Origin of the sequence: Selenomonas oralis, assembly GCF_051603425.1 — a bacterium.
Taxonomy (GTDB): domain Bacteria; phylum Bacillota; class Negativicutes; order Selenomonadales; family Selenomonadaceae; genus Selenomonas; species Selenomonas sputigena_A.
Genome location: NZ_CP194411.1, coordinates 848,027 through 863,508 on the forward strand (window position 1 = coordinate 848,027; position 15,482 = coordinate 863,508).

Annotated in this window: 14 protein-coding genes; 4 read left to right on the plus strand and 10 right to left on the minus strand. The window is 57.2% G+C overall.

Annotated features, from left to right (window positions below; translation table 11 throughout):
- Positions 1-103: 103 nt before the first annotated feature.
- Both ACRTGH_RS04025 and ACRTGH_RS04030 read left to right on the plus strand, forming a co-directional pair.
- Positions 104-1,477 carry an IS4 family transposase gene (locus tag ACRTGH_RS04025; protein ID WP_368846756.1) on the plus strand — a complete coding sequence of 458 codons (1,374 nt, stop codon included), beginning with the start codon at positions 104-106 and terminating at the stop codon, positions 1,475-1,477.
- Between the two features lie 222 nt (positions 1,478-1,699).
- Complete coding sequence (locus ACRTGH_RS04030; RefSeq protein ID WP_368846755.1) at positions 1,700-2,245, plus strand: hypothetical protein; 546 nt, start codon at positions 1,700-1,702, stop codon at positions 2,243-2,245.
- A 179-nt stretch (positions 2,246-2,424) separates the two neighbouring features.
- On the opposite strand, the gene ACRTGH_RS04035 is transcribed toward ACRTGH_RS04030, so the two are convergent.
- The 4 genes from ACRTGH_RS04035 to ACRTGH_RS04050 all read right to left on the minus strand — a co-directional run bounded on the left by ACRTGH_RS04035 (position 2,425) and on the right by ACRTGH_RS04050 (position 5,640).
- Entirely contained in the window at positions 2,425-3,279 is an 855-nt protein-coding gene (locus ACRTGH_RS04035; protein WP_368846754.1) for a hypothetical protein, read from the minus strand.
- Positions 3,269-3,655 carry a response regulator gene (locus ACRTGH_RS04040; protein WP_368846753.1) on the minus strand — a complete coding sequence of 129 codons (387 nt, stop codon included), beginning with the start codon at positions 3,653-3,655 and terminating at the stop codon, positions 3,269-3,271. The genes ACRTGH_RS04035 and ACRTGH_RS04040 overlap by 11 nt, the downstream gene beginning before the upstream one ends.
- A gap of 246 nt (positions 3,656-3,901) precedes the next feature.
- A complete protein-coding gene (locus ACRTGH_RS04045) occupies positions 3,902-5,110 on the minus strand; it encodes a phosphopentomutase (protein WP_368846752.1) in 1,209 nt (402 codons plus the stop codon).
- A complete protein-coding gene (locus ACRTGH_RS04050; RefSeq protein WP_368847134.1) occupies positions 5,107-5,640 on the minus strand; it encodes a GNAT family N-acetyltransferase in 534 nt (177 codons plus the stop codon). Before ACRTGH_RS04050 ends, ACRTGH_RS04045 begins: the two co-directional genes overlap by 4 nt.
- Before the next feature lie 278 nt (positions 5,641-5,918).
- Here ACRTGH_RS04050 and ACRTGH_RS04055 point away from each other — a divergent pair, with 278 nt between their 5' ends.
- On the plus strand, positions 5,919-7,091 hold the full coding sequence (locus ACRTGH_RS04055) for a MalY/PatB family protein (RefSeq protein ID WP_368846751.1): 1,173 nt from the start codon (positions 5,919-5,921) through the stop codon (positions 7,089-7,091).
- A 36-nt stretch (positions 7,092-7,127) separates the two neighbouring features.
- Here ACRTGH_RS04055 and ACRTGH_RS04060 read toward each other — a convergent pair whose 3' ends face one another.
- The 4 genes from ACRTGH_RS04060 to ACRTGH_RS04075 all read right to left on the minus strand — a co-directional run bounded on the left by ACRTGH_RS04060 (position 7,128) and on the right by ACRTGH_RS04075 (position 12,775).
- Entirely contained in the window at positions 7,128-8,576 is a 1,449-nt protein-coding gene (locus ACRTGH_RS04060) for a TrkH family potassium uptake protein (protein ID WP_368846750.1), read from the minus strand.
- Position 8,577: 1 nt separating this feature from the next.
- A complete protein-coding gene (trkA, locus tag ACRTGH_RS04065; protein ID WP_368846749.1) occupies positions 8,578-9,924 on the minus strand; it encodes a Trk system potassium transporter TrkA in 1,347 nt (448 codons plus the stop codon).
- Positions 9,925-10,057: 133 nt separating this feature from the next.
- Positions 10,058-11,188 carry a DUF362 domain-containing protein gene (locus ACRTGH_RS04070; RefSeq protein ID WP_368846748.1) on the minus strand — a complete coding sequence of 377 codons (1,131 nt, stop codon included), beginning with the start codon at positions 11,186-11,188 and terminating at the stop codon, positions 10,058-10,060.
- Positions 11,189-11,374: 186 nt separating this feature from the next.
- Positions 11,375-12,775, minus strand: a complete 1,401-nt coding sequence (locus ACRTGH_RS04075) for a methyl-accepting chemotaxis protein (protein ID WP_368846747.1) — start codon at positions 12,773-12,775, stop codon at positions 11,375-11,377.
- A 317-nt stretch (positions 12,776-13,092) separates the two neighbouring features.
- Here ACRTGH_RS04075 and ACRTGH_RS04080 point away from each other — a divergent pair, with 317 nt between their 5' ends.
- The gene (locus ACRTGH_RS04080) at positions 13,093-13,668 is read left to right on the plus strand and encodes an N-acetylmuramoyl-L-alanine amidase family protein (RefSeq protein WP_368846746.1); all 576 of its coding nucleotides are present in this window, start codon (positions 13,093-13,095) and stop codon (positions 13,666-13,668) included.
- Between the two features lie 105 nt (positions 13,669-13,773).
- Here the strand turns inward: ACRTGH_RS04080 and ACRTGH_RS04085 are convergent, their stop codons facing one another.
- On the minus strand, positions 13,774-14,280 hold the full coding sequence (locus tag ACRTGH_RS04085; RefSeq protein ID WP_368846745.1) for a DUF4411 family protein: 507 nt from the start codon (positions 14,278-14,280) through the stop codon (positions 13,774-13,776).
- Between the two features lie 2 nt (positions 14,281-14,282).
- Positions 14,283-15,440, minus strand: coding sequence for an ImmA/IrrE family metallo-endopeptidase (locus ACRTGH_RS04090; protein WP_368846744.1), 1,158 nt, complete (start codon positions 15,438-15,440; stop codon positions 14,283-14,285).
- Positions 15,441-15,482: the final 42 nt, after the last annotated feature.

Here is a 15,482-nt window from a genome sequence, read left to right on the forward strand (position 1 = left end):
ACCCTTGAAATATCTATCGTCTTGGCAAATAAAATAGCATGAGCAACATCCATTTGGTATAATTTTAAGTGTCAACCAAAAACATCCAATGGAGGCTCATGCTATGAACAGTATAACACAAAACCACCAAGACGAGGAACTGCTTTCCAAGAAAATGCAAGTCTTTTTCCGTCGCTATCAAGTCGGTCGCATCCTCCGTGCGGCAAATGCGTACAAGCTTCGCGGCATCCCTGTTCTCAACATCTTCCTGTTGGCGTTCCGCATGGTGTTCCAGCAGCGTTCCGTCTACACGCAGATGCATCTCCAAAGCACCGTTATGCCTTTTGGCAAGGATACGTTCTACCGCTTCATGAACTCCTGCCGAATCCACTGGCGCAGGTTCACGACAGAGCTTGCCGCCGCCATCATCCATGACACGCTCGCTCCCCTGACTCATGCGGATCGTATCAACGTGCTCATCCTTGACGATTCCATCTACCATCGCGCCCGCTCCAAAAAGGTGGAGCTTCTCGCTCGCCTCTACGACCATGCCAAGAAGGAGTTCTCCTATGGCTTCCGCATGCTCACGCTCTGCTGGTCAGATGGCAATACGCTTCTGCCCGTCAGTCATACGCTGCTCTCTACCGAGAATACGAAGAATCGTCTCCGTGATGCATCACAGAAAGTAGACGCTCGTTCCCATGGCGGCAAGCAGCGAAAACTTGCCCAGCAGAAGGCAACCGAGGTGATGCTGCAGCTCCTGCAGGAAGCGAAGGCTGCCGCTATCCCGGCGCGCCACGTCCTGTTCGACACATGGTTCTGCTCCCCGGCATCGCTCCTGAAGATTCACGGTCTTGGCTACGATGTGGTCGCCATGGCAAAGAAGACGGAAAAGATACACTACATCCATCAAGGATGCCTGCAGGATGTGAAGGCGATCTACAAGCAACACCGAAAGCGGCGTGGCCGCTCGAAGTATCTGCTGAGTGTAGAAGCCGCTGTCGTCAAGGGCGAAGAATCTCTCCCTGTGCGCCTTGTCTTTGTCCGCAATCGCAACCATCGGAAGGACTGGCTGGTATTGGTGACGACGGACATGAGCCTCACGGCGGAGGAAGTCATCCACCTCTACGGCAAGCGCTGGGGCATCGAGGTGTTCTTCAAGGTGTGCAAGAGTTTCCTGCGCTTGGAGAAGGATTGCCGCTCTCTTTCGTATGACGCGATGACAGCGCATGTCTCCATCGTGTTCACGCGGTACATGTTCCTGGCAGTGGAGCAGCGCGAGTGCAAAGATGCACGAAGTCTGGGAGAGCTGTTCTATCTATCGGATGAGTTGCCGGATGTGTGCTTCGTGGAAGCCATGCGCCTCCTTTTGCTGCTGTTTGTTGAACGACTCCAAGAGAAGGCTATGCTGGATGAAGGGGAGATCCGGGGACAGCTGCAAGGCTTCTTGAAAGATCTGCCTGTACTGTTGTCGCAAAAACTAAGAAAATGTGCATAAGGAGAGTGTTTTCATTGGCATAAAGTCAGTGTTTTCAATGTCTGTGGAACGTTTTTGATGTGCGAAGTTTGAGTTGGTATGTGTTAACTGCAAAAATATCAAATTGCCGGCGAGCCTCCTGTGCAGCGGCATTGTTCTTCTTCGCTGAAGTTCGGCGCATTCGAGCGGCCGCAGCTGCAGTGCGGTGTTGCGGAAAATTCAATCCCGGCAGGAAAAACATCTTTGATTACAGAAAAGTATCTTATGCGTTCTCTTGCAATGATGCGCTATTTTCAGGGAGGTATCGCTATGAAAAAAACACTCCTACTCGCAGGTATTCTTGTCTTTATCATGTCAAATATTTCTTTTGGAGCCGAGCTGCCAAAAGGGACACTGACAAGGGAACAATTAACCCTGGGATATATTCCTATTGGAGCGACACCTCAAATGGTCACGCAAGTATATGGACAGCCCGATAGGATCGATGACCGCAACGGTATGACGTACTATTACGGAAAGACTCTGACGTTTTCATTCCTAGGCGTGGGCGCCGCTTCCCTGTACGATATCACTGCCACAGCAGATAACGGCATTGAAACCGCTGATGGAATCGGCGTTGGGATGCTGATCAGCAAACTCTATGATGTATATGGTACGCCTAATTACATCCGCAAAGATAAAGATGCGACGCGTTATTGGTATTACTGGGAAAGAAGCCCTTATGCTTATTTCACATTTACAGCCCAAAACGGAAAAATTGTAGAAATTTCCCTGCACTACGCAGATTGATAGAATGGAGTCCTCAAGCGTAACTGCGCTCCCACTTTCTCACCCCTTCCTATATGCCCTGCCCCCGGGAAAAGAAAAAACCACCGAACATCGGTGGTTTTTCGACACTTTAGCAAGCACGCGGCTGCCGCATTCTTTCTGCGGCGGCGGTTTCTTGGCGCATTTATGGGAGCCTTCCCTCAGATGAACTCGTCGGCTGCGATGAGCAGGTTGAAGGGGCCGACGGGGCTTTCTATATGGAGGTTCAGGAGTTTGTTGACACTCAGGTGAAGCTCCGTCGCAGTCTTCGGCAGGTTCAGGTCGAGCTCGAGGTCGCGTTCTCCCAGACGCACGGCGAAGAAGCCGTTCAGGACATTGAGGAATTCCGCGAGGCTGTCGACTGCGAGCTCGTCGAGCTCCCGAAAATCTTCGTGACTGTAGCGGCGGGCAAGCTCGAGGAAAACCTCATCGGAAGCGGCCAAGCCTGTGACAAAGGAGACCGCGCCGGTGATGGCCTGGGAAACGATGTACCCGGGAAGGTCGCCGTCTGCAAGAGGCGTCCCCGTCGGATTGATGACGCAGGCGATGCCCATGAAGCGCTTCAGGGCATGAAACGCCACGCCGACGTATTCCGTATAGAGGGGCAATTCCTCCAACAGCATGGGAACCGCCGCCTTTTCCATCGCCTCCTGCAGAGGATGCTCGCCCATGCGCCCATAGTCATGAAAAAGCTGCTCTACCTCTTTGTAGTTCAGACGCCCGGCATCGAGCAGGGCCTGCGCCAACAGGCAGCCTTCTCCGGCGATCGCTTCCCCGAGGTTGTGGATCTGAGAAGCCGTGAGCACGCCTTCTTCCTCCGCGCTCTTGCGGAAGGCCTCGCCGGACAGTGCGCCGAGGGAATCAAGCTCCACGGCGGTCGCGGCGCCGCGGAACAGCGCCTGCAGCGGCAAATCGACTTTTGTAGCGAGGGTTTTGGGGAGGAATTCGCGGATCTCCGTCACCTTGAGCACACCGTGATTCAGCAGGAATTGAGCAAACAAGAGATCACTGTTCATCCAGTCCTGCCTTTTTCCGAATGCGCGCGATGGCATTCTTGATCTGCTCGGGCGTATAGGGCTTCTGGATAAAGTCCAAGGCGCCAAGCTTCAATGTCTCCATGAGTTTTCCCGGCGTTCCTGCAGAGGACAGCATAATGACGGGAATCGTATCATCGACTTCCTTGATGACGCGCAAAACCTCTATGCCGTCGACCTCAGGCATGACGATATCCAGGATGATGCCGTCCGGGCGATCGCCGAGGCTCTCCGCAATCGCCTCCTTGCCGTTCTCCGTCTCGATGACCTCGCAGTCAAGCGCCTCAAGCTCCTCGCGCAGCTGCTTGCGCAGAAGCTTGGAATCATCGGAAATAAGGATCTTGCACTTTCTGGCCAATCCAAACGCCTCCTTTGGCTGTCGCCTTGCGGCCATGGGTTTTATAGCTGCAAGGCTCCACCTCATTCGTTTTCGCTTCTCTGCCGTGAAAGCCCAAGAAGTCAAGTCCGAAAGACACAGACCGATGGGGCTTGCATGGCAGAGCGGTGCACAACGCCTGCAAAGCGGACGTTTGTGCATGCAGTTTCCATTATTATACCACATTTCCGTCAAATCCATAAAGAACTTCTTCCGCGTTCTTCCCTCTCAAGCCTTTTTGATTTCCTGCCAGAAGCTCCTCCCTTCTGTTTCCAGGGGCACGCCGAACATTTCGGCAATCGTGGCGGCGGTATCGGCGAACGAGGAACGCGTACCGAGATTGCGCCCTGCGGCTATGGAAGCGCCGCAGGCGAGAAGCGGCACATATTCGCGCGTATGGTCGGTGCCCGGAGCGCCGGGATCACAGCCGTGGTCGGCGGTAATGAAGAGCGCATCGCCGTCTTTCATGCCCTGGAGGAATTCGCCCAGCGAGGCGTCGAATTCCATCAAGGCTTTGGCATAGCCCTCGATATCGCGGCGATGCCCGTAAACCATGTCAAAATCGACGAGATTGACGAAGGCAAGACCCGTGAAATCCTCGTGCTGCAGCGCGAGCGTCTTTTTCATGCCGTCGGCATTGTTCTCGTTCGTGCCGAGGCTTCTCGTGAGACCGCACCCGGCAAAGATGTCCGAAATCTTGCCGACGCCGATGACATCGCATCCCGCCGCCTTCAGAGCGTCCAGCACCGTGCCGGACGGCTCCAGGGAGAAGTCGTGGCGCCCCGCCGTGCGCTCGTAATCCGGCCATGTCCCGATGAAGGGACGCGCGATGACACGGCCTACGCCGTGCGCTCCCTGCATGACGACGCGCGCCTTGCGGCAGGCCTCGTAAAGCTCCTCGCGGGAAACGACGGCCTCGTGCGCCGCCAACTGCAGCACGCTGTCCGCCGAGGTGTAGACGATGAGCGCGCCCGTTTCGATATGCTCGCGGCCATAGTCATGAATGACCGCCGTGCCCGAATACGGCTTGTTGCAGATGAGCTTGCGCCCGATGCTTTTTTCCAGCTCGGCGATGACCTCCGGCGGAAAGCCATCCGGGTAGGTCGGCATGGGCTGATGCGCGACAAGCCCGGCAAGCTCCCAATGCCCCGTCGTCGTATCCTTGCCGCGCGATTTTTCCTGCAAGCGCATAAAGGCGCCGCGCATCTGCGGGGCTTCCGCCGCCGGCATCGTTTCGCCTGCCGCCTTCATCGCCTCCGCCATGCCATCGACGGCAAAAATGCCCAAAGACGCCAGATGCGGCACGGCAAAGCCCTTTGCCTTCGTCAGGCTCAGGAGCGTATTGCACGGGCCGTCGCCGAATTCCGCCGCATCGGGAGCCGCGCCGATGCCGAGACTGTCGAGCACGATGACAAAAAGCCGCTGGATCTCTTTCATAGTTCCTCTCCCCTTTCCTTGCGTGCGAAGTATTCACGGTCGAGTATGCCGAGGATCACAAGATTCTCATACACGCCGTCCGTCAGGATCGTCTCACGGATCAAACCTTCGCGCACGAGCCCTTCCGATTCGTAAACATGCAGTGCGCGCGCGTTGTAATCCTTGCAGTCGAGCCAGGCGCGGTGAAAGCCGAGGTCGTCAAATGCCCATGACTTGAGCATCTTGAGCGTTTCATGGCCATAGCCCTCGCCCTTCTTGTCGAGGATGATGCGCGTCCATTCCATCTCCTTCGAGGGATTGTTCAAACCCGCGATCATCAAAAAACCGACGGGCTCCTCCGTATCCATGCGTTCGATGATGAGATGGATCGCCCCCTCGGTATCGAGCGTTTCCCTGTGCACCGCACGCTCCCAAGGTATGACGAACCTGCCGTTTTCAGGACGGAACTCCACCTCAAGGATGTAATCCAGATCCTTTTCCTCCGCCTGCCGAAAATGCAGACGCTTCCCTTTTTTCACAATGCCCTGCATAAAATGCTCCTTTCGATCGCCTCGCCCCGGCGCCCGTCCCCCGTCTTGCAGAAATTCCACCAAGGCCATGCCCATCGCCAAACAGGATACTTTCCTCCATTTATTGTATAATGGAAACAGAGGCTTTGCAAACACTAAGCCCCGGTCGACGGGAATTTTCCTCGTCCGCATTGACAGCAATGCCGCCGCATTTTATAATAAACACATTCCATAGTTCATCTGTATGAATAATACATTTACTTTACAGGACCAACACAAAAGAAAAGGAGCCTTCTCCCATGCATCATTTCGACTTCGATGAGATCATCGACCGCCGACATACGAACAGCTTGAAATACGACTTCGCCGCAGAGCGCGGCTATCCCGAGGATGTTCTGCCCTTCTGGGTCGCCGATATGGACTTCCGTGCGCCGCAGGCGGTGCGCGAGGCCATCCGGCAGCGCGCCGAGCATGGCATCTTCGGCTATTCGAGCCCGAAAGAGGAGTATTATGCGGCGCTCGAAAAATGGTTCGATACGCGCCATGGCTGGCGGCCCGGCAAGGATGCACTCGTCATCACGCCGGGCGTCGTCTTCGCGCTTTCCACGGCGGTGCGCACTTTTACGCAGGCAGGCGATGCCGTCCTCGTGACGGAGCCGGTCTACTATCCGTTTTTCAGCACGATCGAGGGCAACGGCCGCAGGCTCGTCACGAGCTCCCTGCTCTTCGAGGACGGCGCATACCGCATGGATTTCGCCGATATGGAGAAAAAAATCACCGAAAACAAGGTCAGGCTCCTGCTCCTCTGCAGCCCGCACAACCCCGTCGGGCGCGTCTGGCGACGCGAAGAGCTGGAGCGGCTCGCCTCCATCTGCCTCGCGCACGATGTCCTCGTCGTCGCCGACGAGATCCACGCCGACTTCGTGCGCCCTGGGAACAAACACACGCCCTTCGCCTCGCTCTCTCCCGAAGTCGCCGCCAGGACGATCACCTGCACTGCGCCGAGCAAGACCTTCAATCTCGCCGGGCTGCAGCTCTCGAACATCTTCATCACAGAAAAAAGCCTGCGCCAAAGGTTCCAAAAGGAAGTCTACAGCACAGGCTACGGCGAACCAAATCTTTTCGGCCTTTTGGCGGCGCAGGCGGCTTACAGCGAAGGCGGCCCGTGGCTCGACTCGCTGCTCGCCTACCTGGAGGAAAACATCGCGCACACGAAGCGCTTCCTCGCCGAACATCTGCCGCAGGTGCAGCTCATCGAGCCCGAAGGCACCTACCTGCTCTGGCTCGACTTCCGCGCCTGCGGCCTGGAAGTGAAGGCGCTCGACCGGAAGATCATCGAGGAGGCCCGCCTCTGGCTCGATGACGGCGCCATCTTCGGCAAGAGCGGCGCGGGCTTCCAGCGCCTCAACATCGCCTGCCCCCGGGCGACGCTCGAAAAAGGGCTCGAGGCGCTCGCACGTGTCTTCGGCTGAAGCAGGCGCATGTCGTTCAGCCAAAGCTTCGCTCGTTCACCACTGATGGCGATGCAGACGGCCGATGCCGGCGTGCAGCAGTATGAGGAAGGTGAAAAGCTCAAGCCTGCCGAGGATCATCAGGAAGCCGGCGAACACCTTAACCCAGCCGGGCAGCAGCAGGAAATCCTTGCCACCGTAGAGAAGCGTCACGACGGTTCCCGTGCCGGATAGGCAGCCGACGGCAAAGCCCATAGCGGGCAGGGCGTCGATATGGGCGAGCGCAAGGCCGAGCGTCGCCGCGACGAGGACGACGACATAGAGGAAAAAGAAGGCCATGATGCGGCCGAGAACCTTGCGCGGCACGGAAACACCGTCCACCTTGACGTTGACGACCATGCGCGGGTGAATCGTGCGCAGAACCTCGGCCTTGGCCATCTTGCACAGCACGAGGAGCCGCATGACCTTGAAGCCGCCCCCGACCGAGCCGATGGAGCAGCCGAGAAAGGCCAGCAGCAGCAGGACGGCATGGGGAAAAGTCGGCCATTTCGCGAGCTCCACTTCGGCAAATCCCGTCGTCGTCGCAAACGATATCGCATGGAAAAGTCCGAAGCGCAGGCTCCGCTCCCCATCGTAGACGCCGCTGTAGGCGAGGTATCCCGCGAGCAGGAGCCCGCCGACGAGAACGACGGCGAGAAAGACGCGAAGCTCCGTATCGGCGAAAAGCGTCCGCAGGCTGCGGCGCGCCGCAACCCGTTTCCAGAGCAGGAAGTTCACGCCCGCGAGAAACATCGACACGGCAGCCGCCAGCTCCGTCGGCGCCTTGTCCGCCCCGAGCACCGTGCCGCGCGGATCAAGGCCCGTCGTCGATATCGAGGTCAAGGCAAGCACCAGAGCGGGAAGCAGGCTCTCGCCCGCCAGCAGGAACAGCCCCAGCGAAACGAGCGTCAAGACGCAGTAGATGAGCACCATCTTGCGTCCCGCGAGGTTCATGCGGTGCAGCAGCGGACTGAAACTCAGACCGCTCCCCGCCGAAAGCGTGATGCCAAAGCAGCCGCCGACCTGCGGCATGACAGTCACAAGCAGGATGAGGAAGTGCAGCCCGCCGATCCAGCCCTGAAAGATCTGCCAAAAGCCCAGCGAGCTTTGCAGCCCCGTCGGCGTGAAAAGGAGCGCCGTCGTCGTGAAGGCCGCGACGCTCGCAAAAAAAGCGTCCGCGCCCGTAAAGGTCCCCGTGAACCAAAAGGGCAGCGCACCGAGAAAGGACAGCAGAAGCCAGGCGGAGAGCAGGAACACCGCCCCCTCCGTCACGCCGATCACATGGCGATGCCCCTTGCCGAAGCCGGCGAAACCGCCCCCAAAGGCAAAAGAAAAGGCTGCCGGCAGGGCAAAGGCAGCAGGACGCGCGTCGCCCCAAAGAACCGACAGCAAGAAGGCGATGGAGAGCGCCGTCCCCTCCAGAAAGGCCATGCGCCCGAGCAGGAAGGCAATGGTACGTATATCCATATCAATTCTTCCCCTTGAAGTATTTCATGACCTTCTGGGCAAATCCCATCTGGATGAAGAGAATCGTGCGATCCCCGGGCTGCAGAACCGACGCGCCGTTCGGAATCACGGCCTCATCGTCGCGCACGTAGGCGCAGACAAGGCACTCGCGCGGCAGCCTTGCATCCATGAGCCGGATCCCTGCCACAGGAGCGCCCTCCTGCACAATGACCTCGACAGCCTCAGCCTTCGCCCCTTCCAGGAAGGAAACGGAGACAACGCCGCCGCGCCGCGCGAATGCCAGCACCTCACCCGCCGACAGGAGACGCGCCGAGAGAACGATATCGACGCCGACCTTTTCCATGAGATCGACGTATTCATTGCGCGCAACGCGCACAACCGTCCTGCCCGCCCCCAAGTGCTTCGCGAGAAGCGCGAGCATCAGGTTCAGCTTGTCGTCCTCCGTAAGGCAGACGACGACATCGGCATTGGCCACGCCTTCCTCCGTCAGAAGATCGATGTCCGTGCCGTCGCCGCATATCGCAAGCCCGTTGTCGAGGCAGTCGGCCGCCAGGCGGCTGCGCTCATCGTTCAGCTCGATGACCTTCACAGCGACGTCCGCCTCGTCGAGCATCTTTGCAAGAAAACGCCCCGTACGCCCCGCGCCGATGATCATCACATGCTCGAGCTTCTTCGCGTCGCGATGCACAAAGTTCTCGCTGAACTTCTCGATTTCCTCCGGATCGCCGATAAAATAGGCGTTGTCATGCGGCAAGAGGCAGTCGTCGCCGTGCGGGATGATCATGCGGTGGTCGCGGAAAATCATGCCCGCGAGGATCGCCTTGGGCATTTCGAGATCCTTGAGGGGAATGTTCGCCAAAGGCGAATGGCGCGTCACCTTCGTCTCAAAGAGACGCACCTTGCCGCTCGCGAAATCCTCGACATCGAGCGCCGCCGGCGTCATCAATATGCGGTAGACCTCGCGCGCCGTGATGAGCTCAGGGTTCAGCATGAGGTCGATATCGAAATTCTTCTTGAGATATTCCTTTCCCTCCGAAAGGAACTGCATATCGCGGATGCGTGCCGCCGTATGCGTGATGCCGTGCTTCTTCGCCAGAATGCAGGCGACCATGTTGACCTCGTCGCTTGCAGTCACGGCGATGAGAACGTCGGCTCCCCGGATGTCGGGATCATCCATCGTGATGGGGCTCGCGCCGTTCGCCGCGACGGTCAGGACATCGAGCGTATTCTTCGCCGCCTCGAGGCGCACCTCGTCCCGATCGACAAGCACCACATCAAACGCCTCGTTCGACAAGAGCTCCGCAATGCTGTAGCCCAATTTCCCTGCGCCGATGATGACAATGCGCAAAGCGATCCCTCCTTTTGGAAATGCGCAAGAAAAAAGCCGCGGGAGCTGCCGCCGTGCAAAGTTCTGCACGGGCTTCCCTTGGCTTTTTCTGCACCCTTTGCCTTATTTTAGCGCATTTGGACAGCGGACGCAATCATTTCAGCGTGACCAGCTCATAATCCCGCGTTCCAAGGCCGATCTTCTCGCCATGCACGAGCGTTTCTTCCCAACAAACGTTGGGGTTCGAGTCGAGGAAGTGATCGTGGTGGTGCTTCCAGTCGGGCTGCGCGAGATGATCGCCGAGCTTGCTGTTGCGGATCGGCTGGGCCTTCAGCGCCATGTCGACGCACGCCTGATCGAGCGCGACGGGATCGAAGGAGGCAAACATGCCGATGTCGGGCAGGATCGGCGCATCGTTTTCGCCGTGACAGTCGCAGTTCGGCGAGATGTCACGTGCGATGCTGATGTGGAAGCACGGCCTGTCCTGACAGACCGCCTGCGTGTACTCCGCCATGCGGCGGTCGAGGATGTCGGCAGCGTCCCAGACTTCATTGTAGAGCGCGTTGAAAGTACACGAGCCGATGCAGCGGCCGCAGCCCTTGCAAAGCTCCTTGTCGATAACCGCCTTGTTGTCCGCATAAGAAATCGCGTCCGAGCCGCACTCCTTCGCGCAGCGCCGACAGCCGCGGCAAAGCTCCTCATGGACGCCGACCTTGCCTGACGAATGCTGCTCCATCTTGCCCGCACGGCTGCCGCAGCCCATGCCGATGTTCTTGATCGCGCCGCCGAAACCCGTCTGCTCGTGTCCCTTGAAATGCGTGAGGCTGATGAATACATCGGCGTCCATGACGGCGCGGCCGATCTTCGCCGTCTTGAGAACGATCGCGTTCTTGATCGACACTTCGAGCTCGTCCGTGCCGCGCAGGCCGTCGCCGATGATGATCTGACAGCCCGTCGTCGTCGGGTTGAAGCCGTTGATGTTCGCGCAGTCGAGATGCTCGGGCGCATGGCGGCGGCTGCCCGGGTAAAGCGTGTTACAGTCCGTCAAAAAGGGGATGCCTTTTTCCTCCTTCACGAGATCGGCGACCGCCTTTGCGTACTGCGGCCGCAAAAACGCGAGGTTGCCCAGCTCGCCGAAATGCATCTTGATGGCGACGAAGCGCCCCTCCAGCTCGATCGTCTTGAGACCCGCCGCAAGACACAGACGCTGCAGCTTCTTCGTCAGGCTCGTCCCCACATCCGTGCGGAAGTCCGTGAAATAAACCTTGGCTTTTTCCTTTGCCATGATATTCGCTCCTTTTTCTATATGCGTTTCATCCGTTCGGCTTCTCTTTCCAAGAATCCTCTACCCCAATTGTATCATGGAAGTGTCGGCGGTCAAGCCGGGAGGCGCAAAAAGGAGGCGGCGCCCTCCTACAGAAAGAGAGCGGCTCTTTGATGCGAGCCGCTCTCTTAGTATGATAGACGTTTTTCAGCCCATATTTTTCAGCTCGTCAAGCGCGCTAACGACCTCTTCCGAAAGCTCCTCAAGTTCCGGCAGAAGCGCCCTGACCTTGTACTCGTTGTGGCTGTTGTAGGCCTCGATCGCCTCGGCGCAAAGGCGGTGGAAGCGTTCATGCTTCGCGTCGAGCGCGTCGAACACCGGCCGCCCGCTGTACTTTTCGCGCCCCTCCCCCTCGTACCAATGACCGAGACGGCAGGTATGATGGTTGACGACATCGGCGGCATCGAGCTGCATGTTGCCCAGAAGCATCTGATTGACGCGTGCGAACCAGATCAGATGATCGGTCTTCGCGAGATCGAGAATATCGTGGGAATCCAGCCGGACTCCGCTCTTGAGGAAATCACTGCGCACGGAGCTGGAATTCATGAGCACATGGAAGAGGCTCTCATTGCACGCTTTCGCATCCCCTCTCGCCGTATGCATATTGTCCATGGCCTGCGAGAGCGAAGCCGTCATCTCTTCGAAAGAGGCCGACTGCTGCTCGGCAAACGGCGCCAGCTTTTCCATCGCACCGCTGATCTCCATAAACGTCTCCCGGATCGCCCCTGCCTGTTTCTCCGTCGCCTGGATATTCTCCGAGTTCTGTGTGAAGGTCTCGTCCATCGAATCAACCTGCTCGCCGAGATTCGTCACCTCTGTCCGTATCGAAGTGAGCTGATCGCTGATCTCCTCGACGGATTGCTTCGACTGGACGGCGAGCTTCCTGACCTCCTCAGCAACGACGGCGAAGCCGCGCCCATGGTCGCCCGCACGCGCCGCCTCGATGGACGCATTGAGCGCCAGAAGGTTCGTCTGCTCGGAAATGTCGTTGACCGCCGCGACAAGGTTGTGGATGTTTGCCGTCGAACTCGTCAGCGACTCCATGCGCTGCACCATGTGGCCGAGGCTGTCGCCCACGACCTTGTTGCCCGCCGACATGCCCATGATCGTCTCGCCCGCCGCGCGCATCGTATCCTGCCCCGTCGTCGTCTGATCCGCGATGTCCGTCGACATCGAGGCGATATCGTTGATCGAATCGGCCAGGCTGCGGATCACGCCCATGACCTCCTGCACGCCGCTCGCGATATCCGAGAGACTCAGCACCAGCTTGTTCAGCAGAATGGACGCGCGGATCTGCCGCGCCAAGCCATCGTTCATCACGCGCATGGTATTGAGTTCCCCCGCCGCCTGTTTTGCTGCAAAATTCTGAATTGCGCCCGCCAATGAGCGCAGCGCCGGTGAGCTTACGGCCGGCGCCGGCTCATCGAGTTTGCCGTCGGCAAGCGTCGCCAGGTAGCGCTCCAGCCTGCGGATATCCTCCGCATCATTCGGCGAAGGAGCGGCCGGCGCCGCATAGGTCTGTCCCTTTTGAAAGAATCCCATTGTCATCACCTTTCTTCTTATATTCCTCTTGAGGTCTTATTCCTAGGCTCTTTAAGCATCAAGCCCCATCCTTTTCCCCTTATCTCTACCACTCTTATTTATCGTAAGATAATTTCCCCAATAAAATAGCTCTTTTTGTTGGGTTTTTCTAGGACATTTTCCTAACTCCTGCATTTTTCCTATCACGGCCGGATATACTGTTTCACCTCGCCCGCATGTATAGGCGCGACGGCGCACCAAAGCGGCAGCACCAGGCCTGCCGATCCTGCGGCAGCCCATGCCAAAGACGCCGGCAAAGCGAGCCGAAAGGCAAAGGAGGCAGCATGAAAATCTTTTTGAATCCGGGTCATGACCCCATCTACGACAGCGGCGCAGTCAATGCAGCGCTCGGGCTTAGGGAATGCGATGTGGCAGCCGATATCGGCGCGCGGGTGAAGACATATCTCGAACTCGTCGGCGAAGAGGTGCGCCTCATGCAGAGCGACAACCTCGCCTGGGAAAGCCGCTATATGGAGCGCTGGGACAAGGCCGTGACAGACGAGGCGAACCGCTGGCCTGCCGACCTCTTCGTGAGCCTGCACTGCAACGCCGCGAACGGCGAAGCGCACGGCACGGAAGTGCTCGTCTACGCCTTGGGCGGTCCGGCGGAGCGCCTGGCACGCACCATCGGCTGGCAGATCGTCACCTCGCTCGACACGACCGACCGCGGCATCAAGGAACGTCCCGGCCTCATCGTCCTGCACGCGACCGCAATGCCCGCCGTGCTCGTCGAAATGGCCTTCATCGACTGCATGCCCGAAGCACAGCTTCTCAGGGACAAAGCCGACGTATTCGCCCGCGCCATCGCCCGCGGCATCACCGACTACGAAGAAGAACTGCAGGCGACGGGAAGGCAGTGAAGAAGAAGTTGAAAAAAGAATAGTGCGGCGGACAAGAAACCGCAGAACAGCCCCCGACGTTGAAGCAAGAGCAATGTCGGGGGCTGCTTTTATGTTTTTCCTAGATTACAAATGAAAATCTTCTCGCCGCATCATATCAAACAAAGATACACAAGGCACCTGAAAATGGCGTGCTATATCTGGAATCTTGGGATTTCTTGAAGGATCGGTTATGATACCGGCGGATTGCTCAAAAGTCAATATCTTATAGCCATATGCCATGGCTGCAGCAATCAACCATGGGTCAGCAATATCGAATTGTGACCAGCGGCGCAGAGCGGCGTCATTATAGTTTTTGCTCTGCTGAATATAATCCAGAACATCGGTGTATGCTTTGGCAATCCGCGCATCCTTCGTTGGCAGAACACATGAATCCGGCAAGCTTCCTGCCCACTCCGCAAGTTCATCCGTACCTTTCAGAAGCTCACCATACACTTTATCCAAAACAGCAATTTTATCCAATGAAATTTTCGGGCGCAGCTGTCCCCAGAAAGAAGGTGCAAAATCAAAAGGATAGTAAGCGCGTGCAGGCTGTATGAGACTATTGGAGTCAATGAGGTATTTTTCATCCAAACTTACGCGCCTCCCATCTTAGCGATCGCCATCGTATACGTTTTCCGGTTCGTTCCTGTCAATCGATAGGCATCCGTATCCTGTGTGTTCCCTTGTAAGACACTACGATGGAGGGCGCTCAGAAAGCGATGGTCCAGATTGGAAAGCAGTGTATTATAAAAATCTCCGCCGGAGCTCTTCTGTTTCTCTGCCTTCATCTTTTGATACCGTGCTTTTTGCATGGACATCAGGCGAAGGTATTCGCCCCGTGCAATTTTTCCATCATCGTATGCGCGTCGCAAGATGACGGCTTCACTGCAGCGAAAATGACGAGCAGCAATCTCTGTCATTTCCTCGAGCGACATAGACGGATTCCATATACGCCGGAACTCTTCCTCAGGCACGAGGATTTCCGATGCAGCGGCATTGCATTTTTGCTCCGGCAGGCTCACCGCGCTGCTCGACCATTCAGCATGATTGAACAAGCTGTTTTCGCCGAAAAAAATGTGCGCCGTCTCATGCAAAAGCGAAAAAATCCGCCCATTCGGTGCATCCGCCGTATTGATGAAGATGAGAGGCGCCCGGGCATCGACCAGTGTGAAGGCGCGAAACTCCTGGATATCGAGGAGCCTGCGCGTATTGCAGCCGACCTTTCCTCCGGTAAAGACCAATACGCCGCAGCGTGTCAGCCGCTCTCTGAGTGTGCCGAAATTCTCTTCTGCACTCCTGCCCTCTTCATACCATCGGATATCGAGATGCAAACTGCGGCGAATCCTTTGCGCGGTGCGGCTCACAGGTTCGTGAACATCAGCGCTTCCGACAAATGCCAATGGTTTCGCGCCGTCCGCTTGAAGCTGGTCTCGCATCCAATCCTGAATTGCCGTCATCTGATCGAGGATGTCTATGAGGTTGCGACTCGCCCTTGCCCCTGTCTTACTTCCTACCGTGCGATATTCAACGAGAGAAACGTCTTCCTGCGGCGGTGTTTGCAAAAAGAAATAGCCGAACGGAATATGCGTTTTTCTGCTCATTTCTTCTATTTGATTCATCGTCGGCACCTTTTTGCCGTTTTTCCAAGCATCAAGCCGCTCGAGCACCTTAGGCTCCATTTGTTCCTCATGGATATTCTGTAAAACCCAATCGATAATCGCCGAATGAACGGGAACCGTAACACCTGCCATGGAAGTCGCCTCCTTTCTCTGTCGTTTTCTTCAAGGCGGCAT

Excerpts from the sequence above, each read along its gene's own strand:
- ACRTGH_RS04055 (WP_368846751.1), top strand. The coding sequence starts at position 5,919 with ATGCATCATTTCGACTTCGATGAGATCATCGACCGCCGACATACGAAC.
- ACRTGH_RS04025 (WP_368846756.1), top strand. The coding sequence starts at position 104 with ATGAACAGTATAACACAAAACCACCAAGACGAGGAACTGCTTTCCAAG.
- ACRTGH_RS04050 (WP_368847134.1), bottom strand. The coding sequence starts at position 5,640 with ATGCAGGGCATTGTGAAAAAAGGGAAGCGTCTGCATTTTCGGCAGGCG.
- ACRTGH_RS04080 (WP_368846746.1), top strand. The coding sequence starts at position 13,093 with ATGAAAATCTTTTTGAATCCGGGTCATGACCCCATCTACGACAGCGGC.
- ACRTGH_RS04060 (WP_368846750.1), bottom strand. The coding sequence starts at position 8,576 with ATGGATATACGTACCATTGCCTTCCTGCTCGGGCGCATGGCCTTTCTG.
- ACRTGH_RS04035 (WP_368846754.1), bottom strand. The coding sequence starts at position 3,279 with ATGAACAGTGATCTCTTGTTTGCTCAATTCCTGCTGAATCACGGTGTG.
- ACRTGH_RS04090 (WP_368846744.1), bottom strand. The coding sequence starts at position 15,440 with ATGGCAGGTGTTACGGTTCCCGTTCATTCGGCGATTATCGATTGGGTT.
- ACRTGH_RS04075 (WP_368846747.1), bottom strand. The coding sequence starts at position 12,775 with ATGACAATGGGATTCTTTCAAAAGGGACAGACCTATGCGGCGCCGGCC.
- ACRTGH_RS04045 (WP_368846752.1), bottom strand. The coding sequence starts at position 5,110 with ATGAAAGAGATCCAGCGGCTTTTTGTCATCGTGCTCGACAGTCTCGGC.
- ACRTGH_RS04070 (WP_368846748.1), bottom strand. The coding sequence starts at position 11,188 with ATGGCAAAGGAAAAAGCCAAGGTTTATTTCACGGACTTCCGCACGGAT.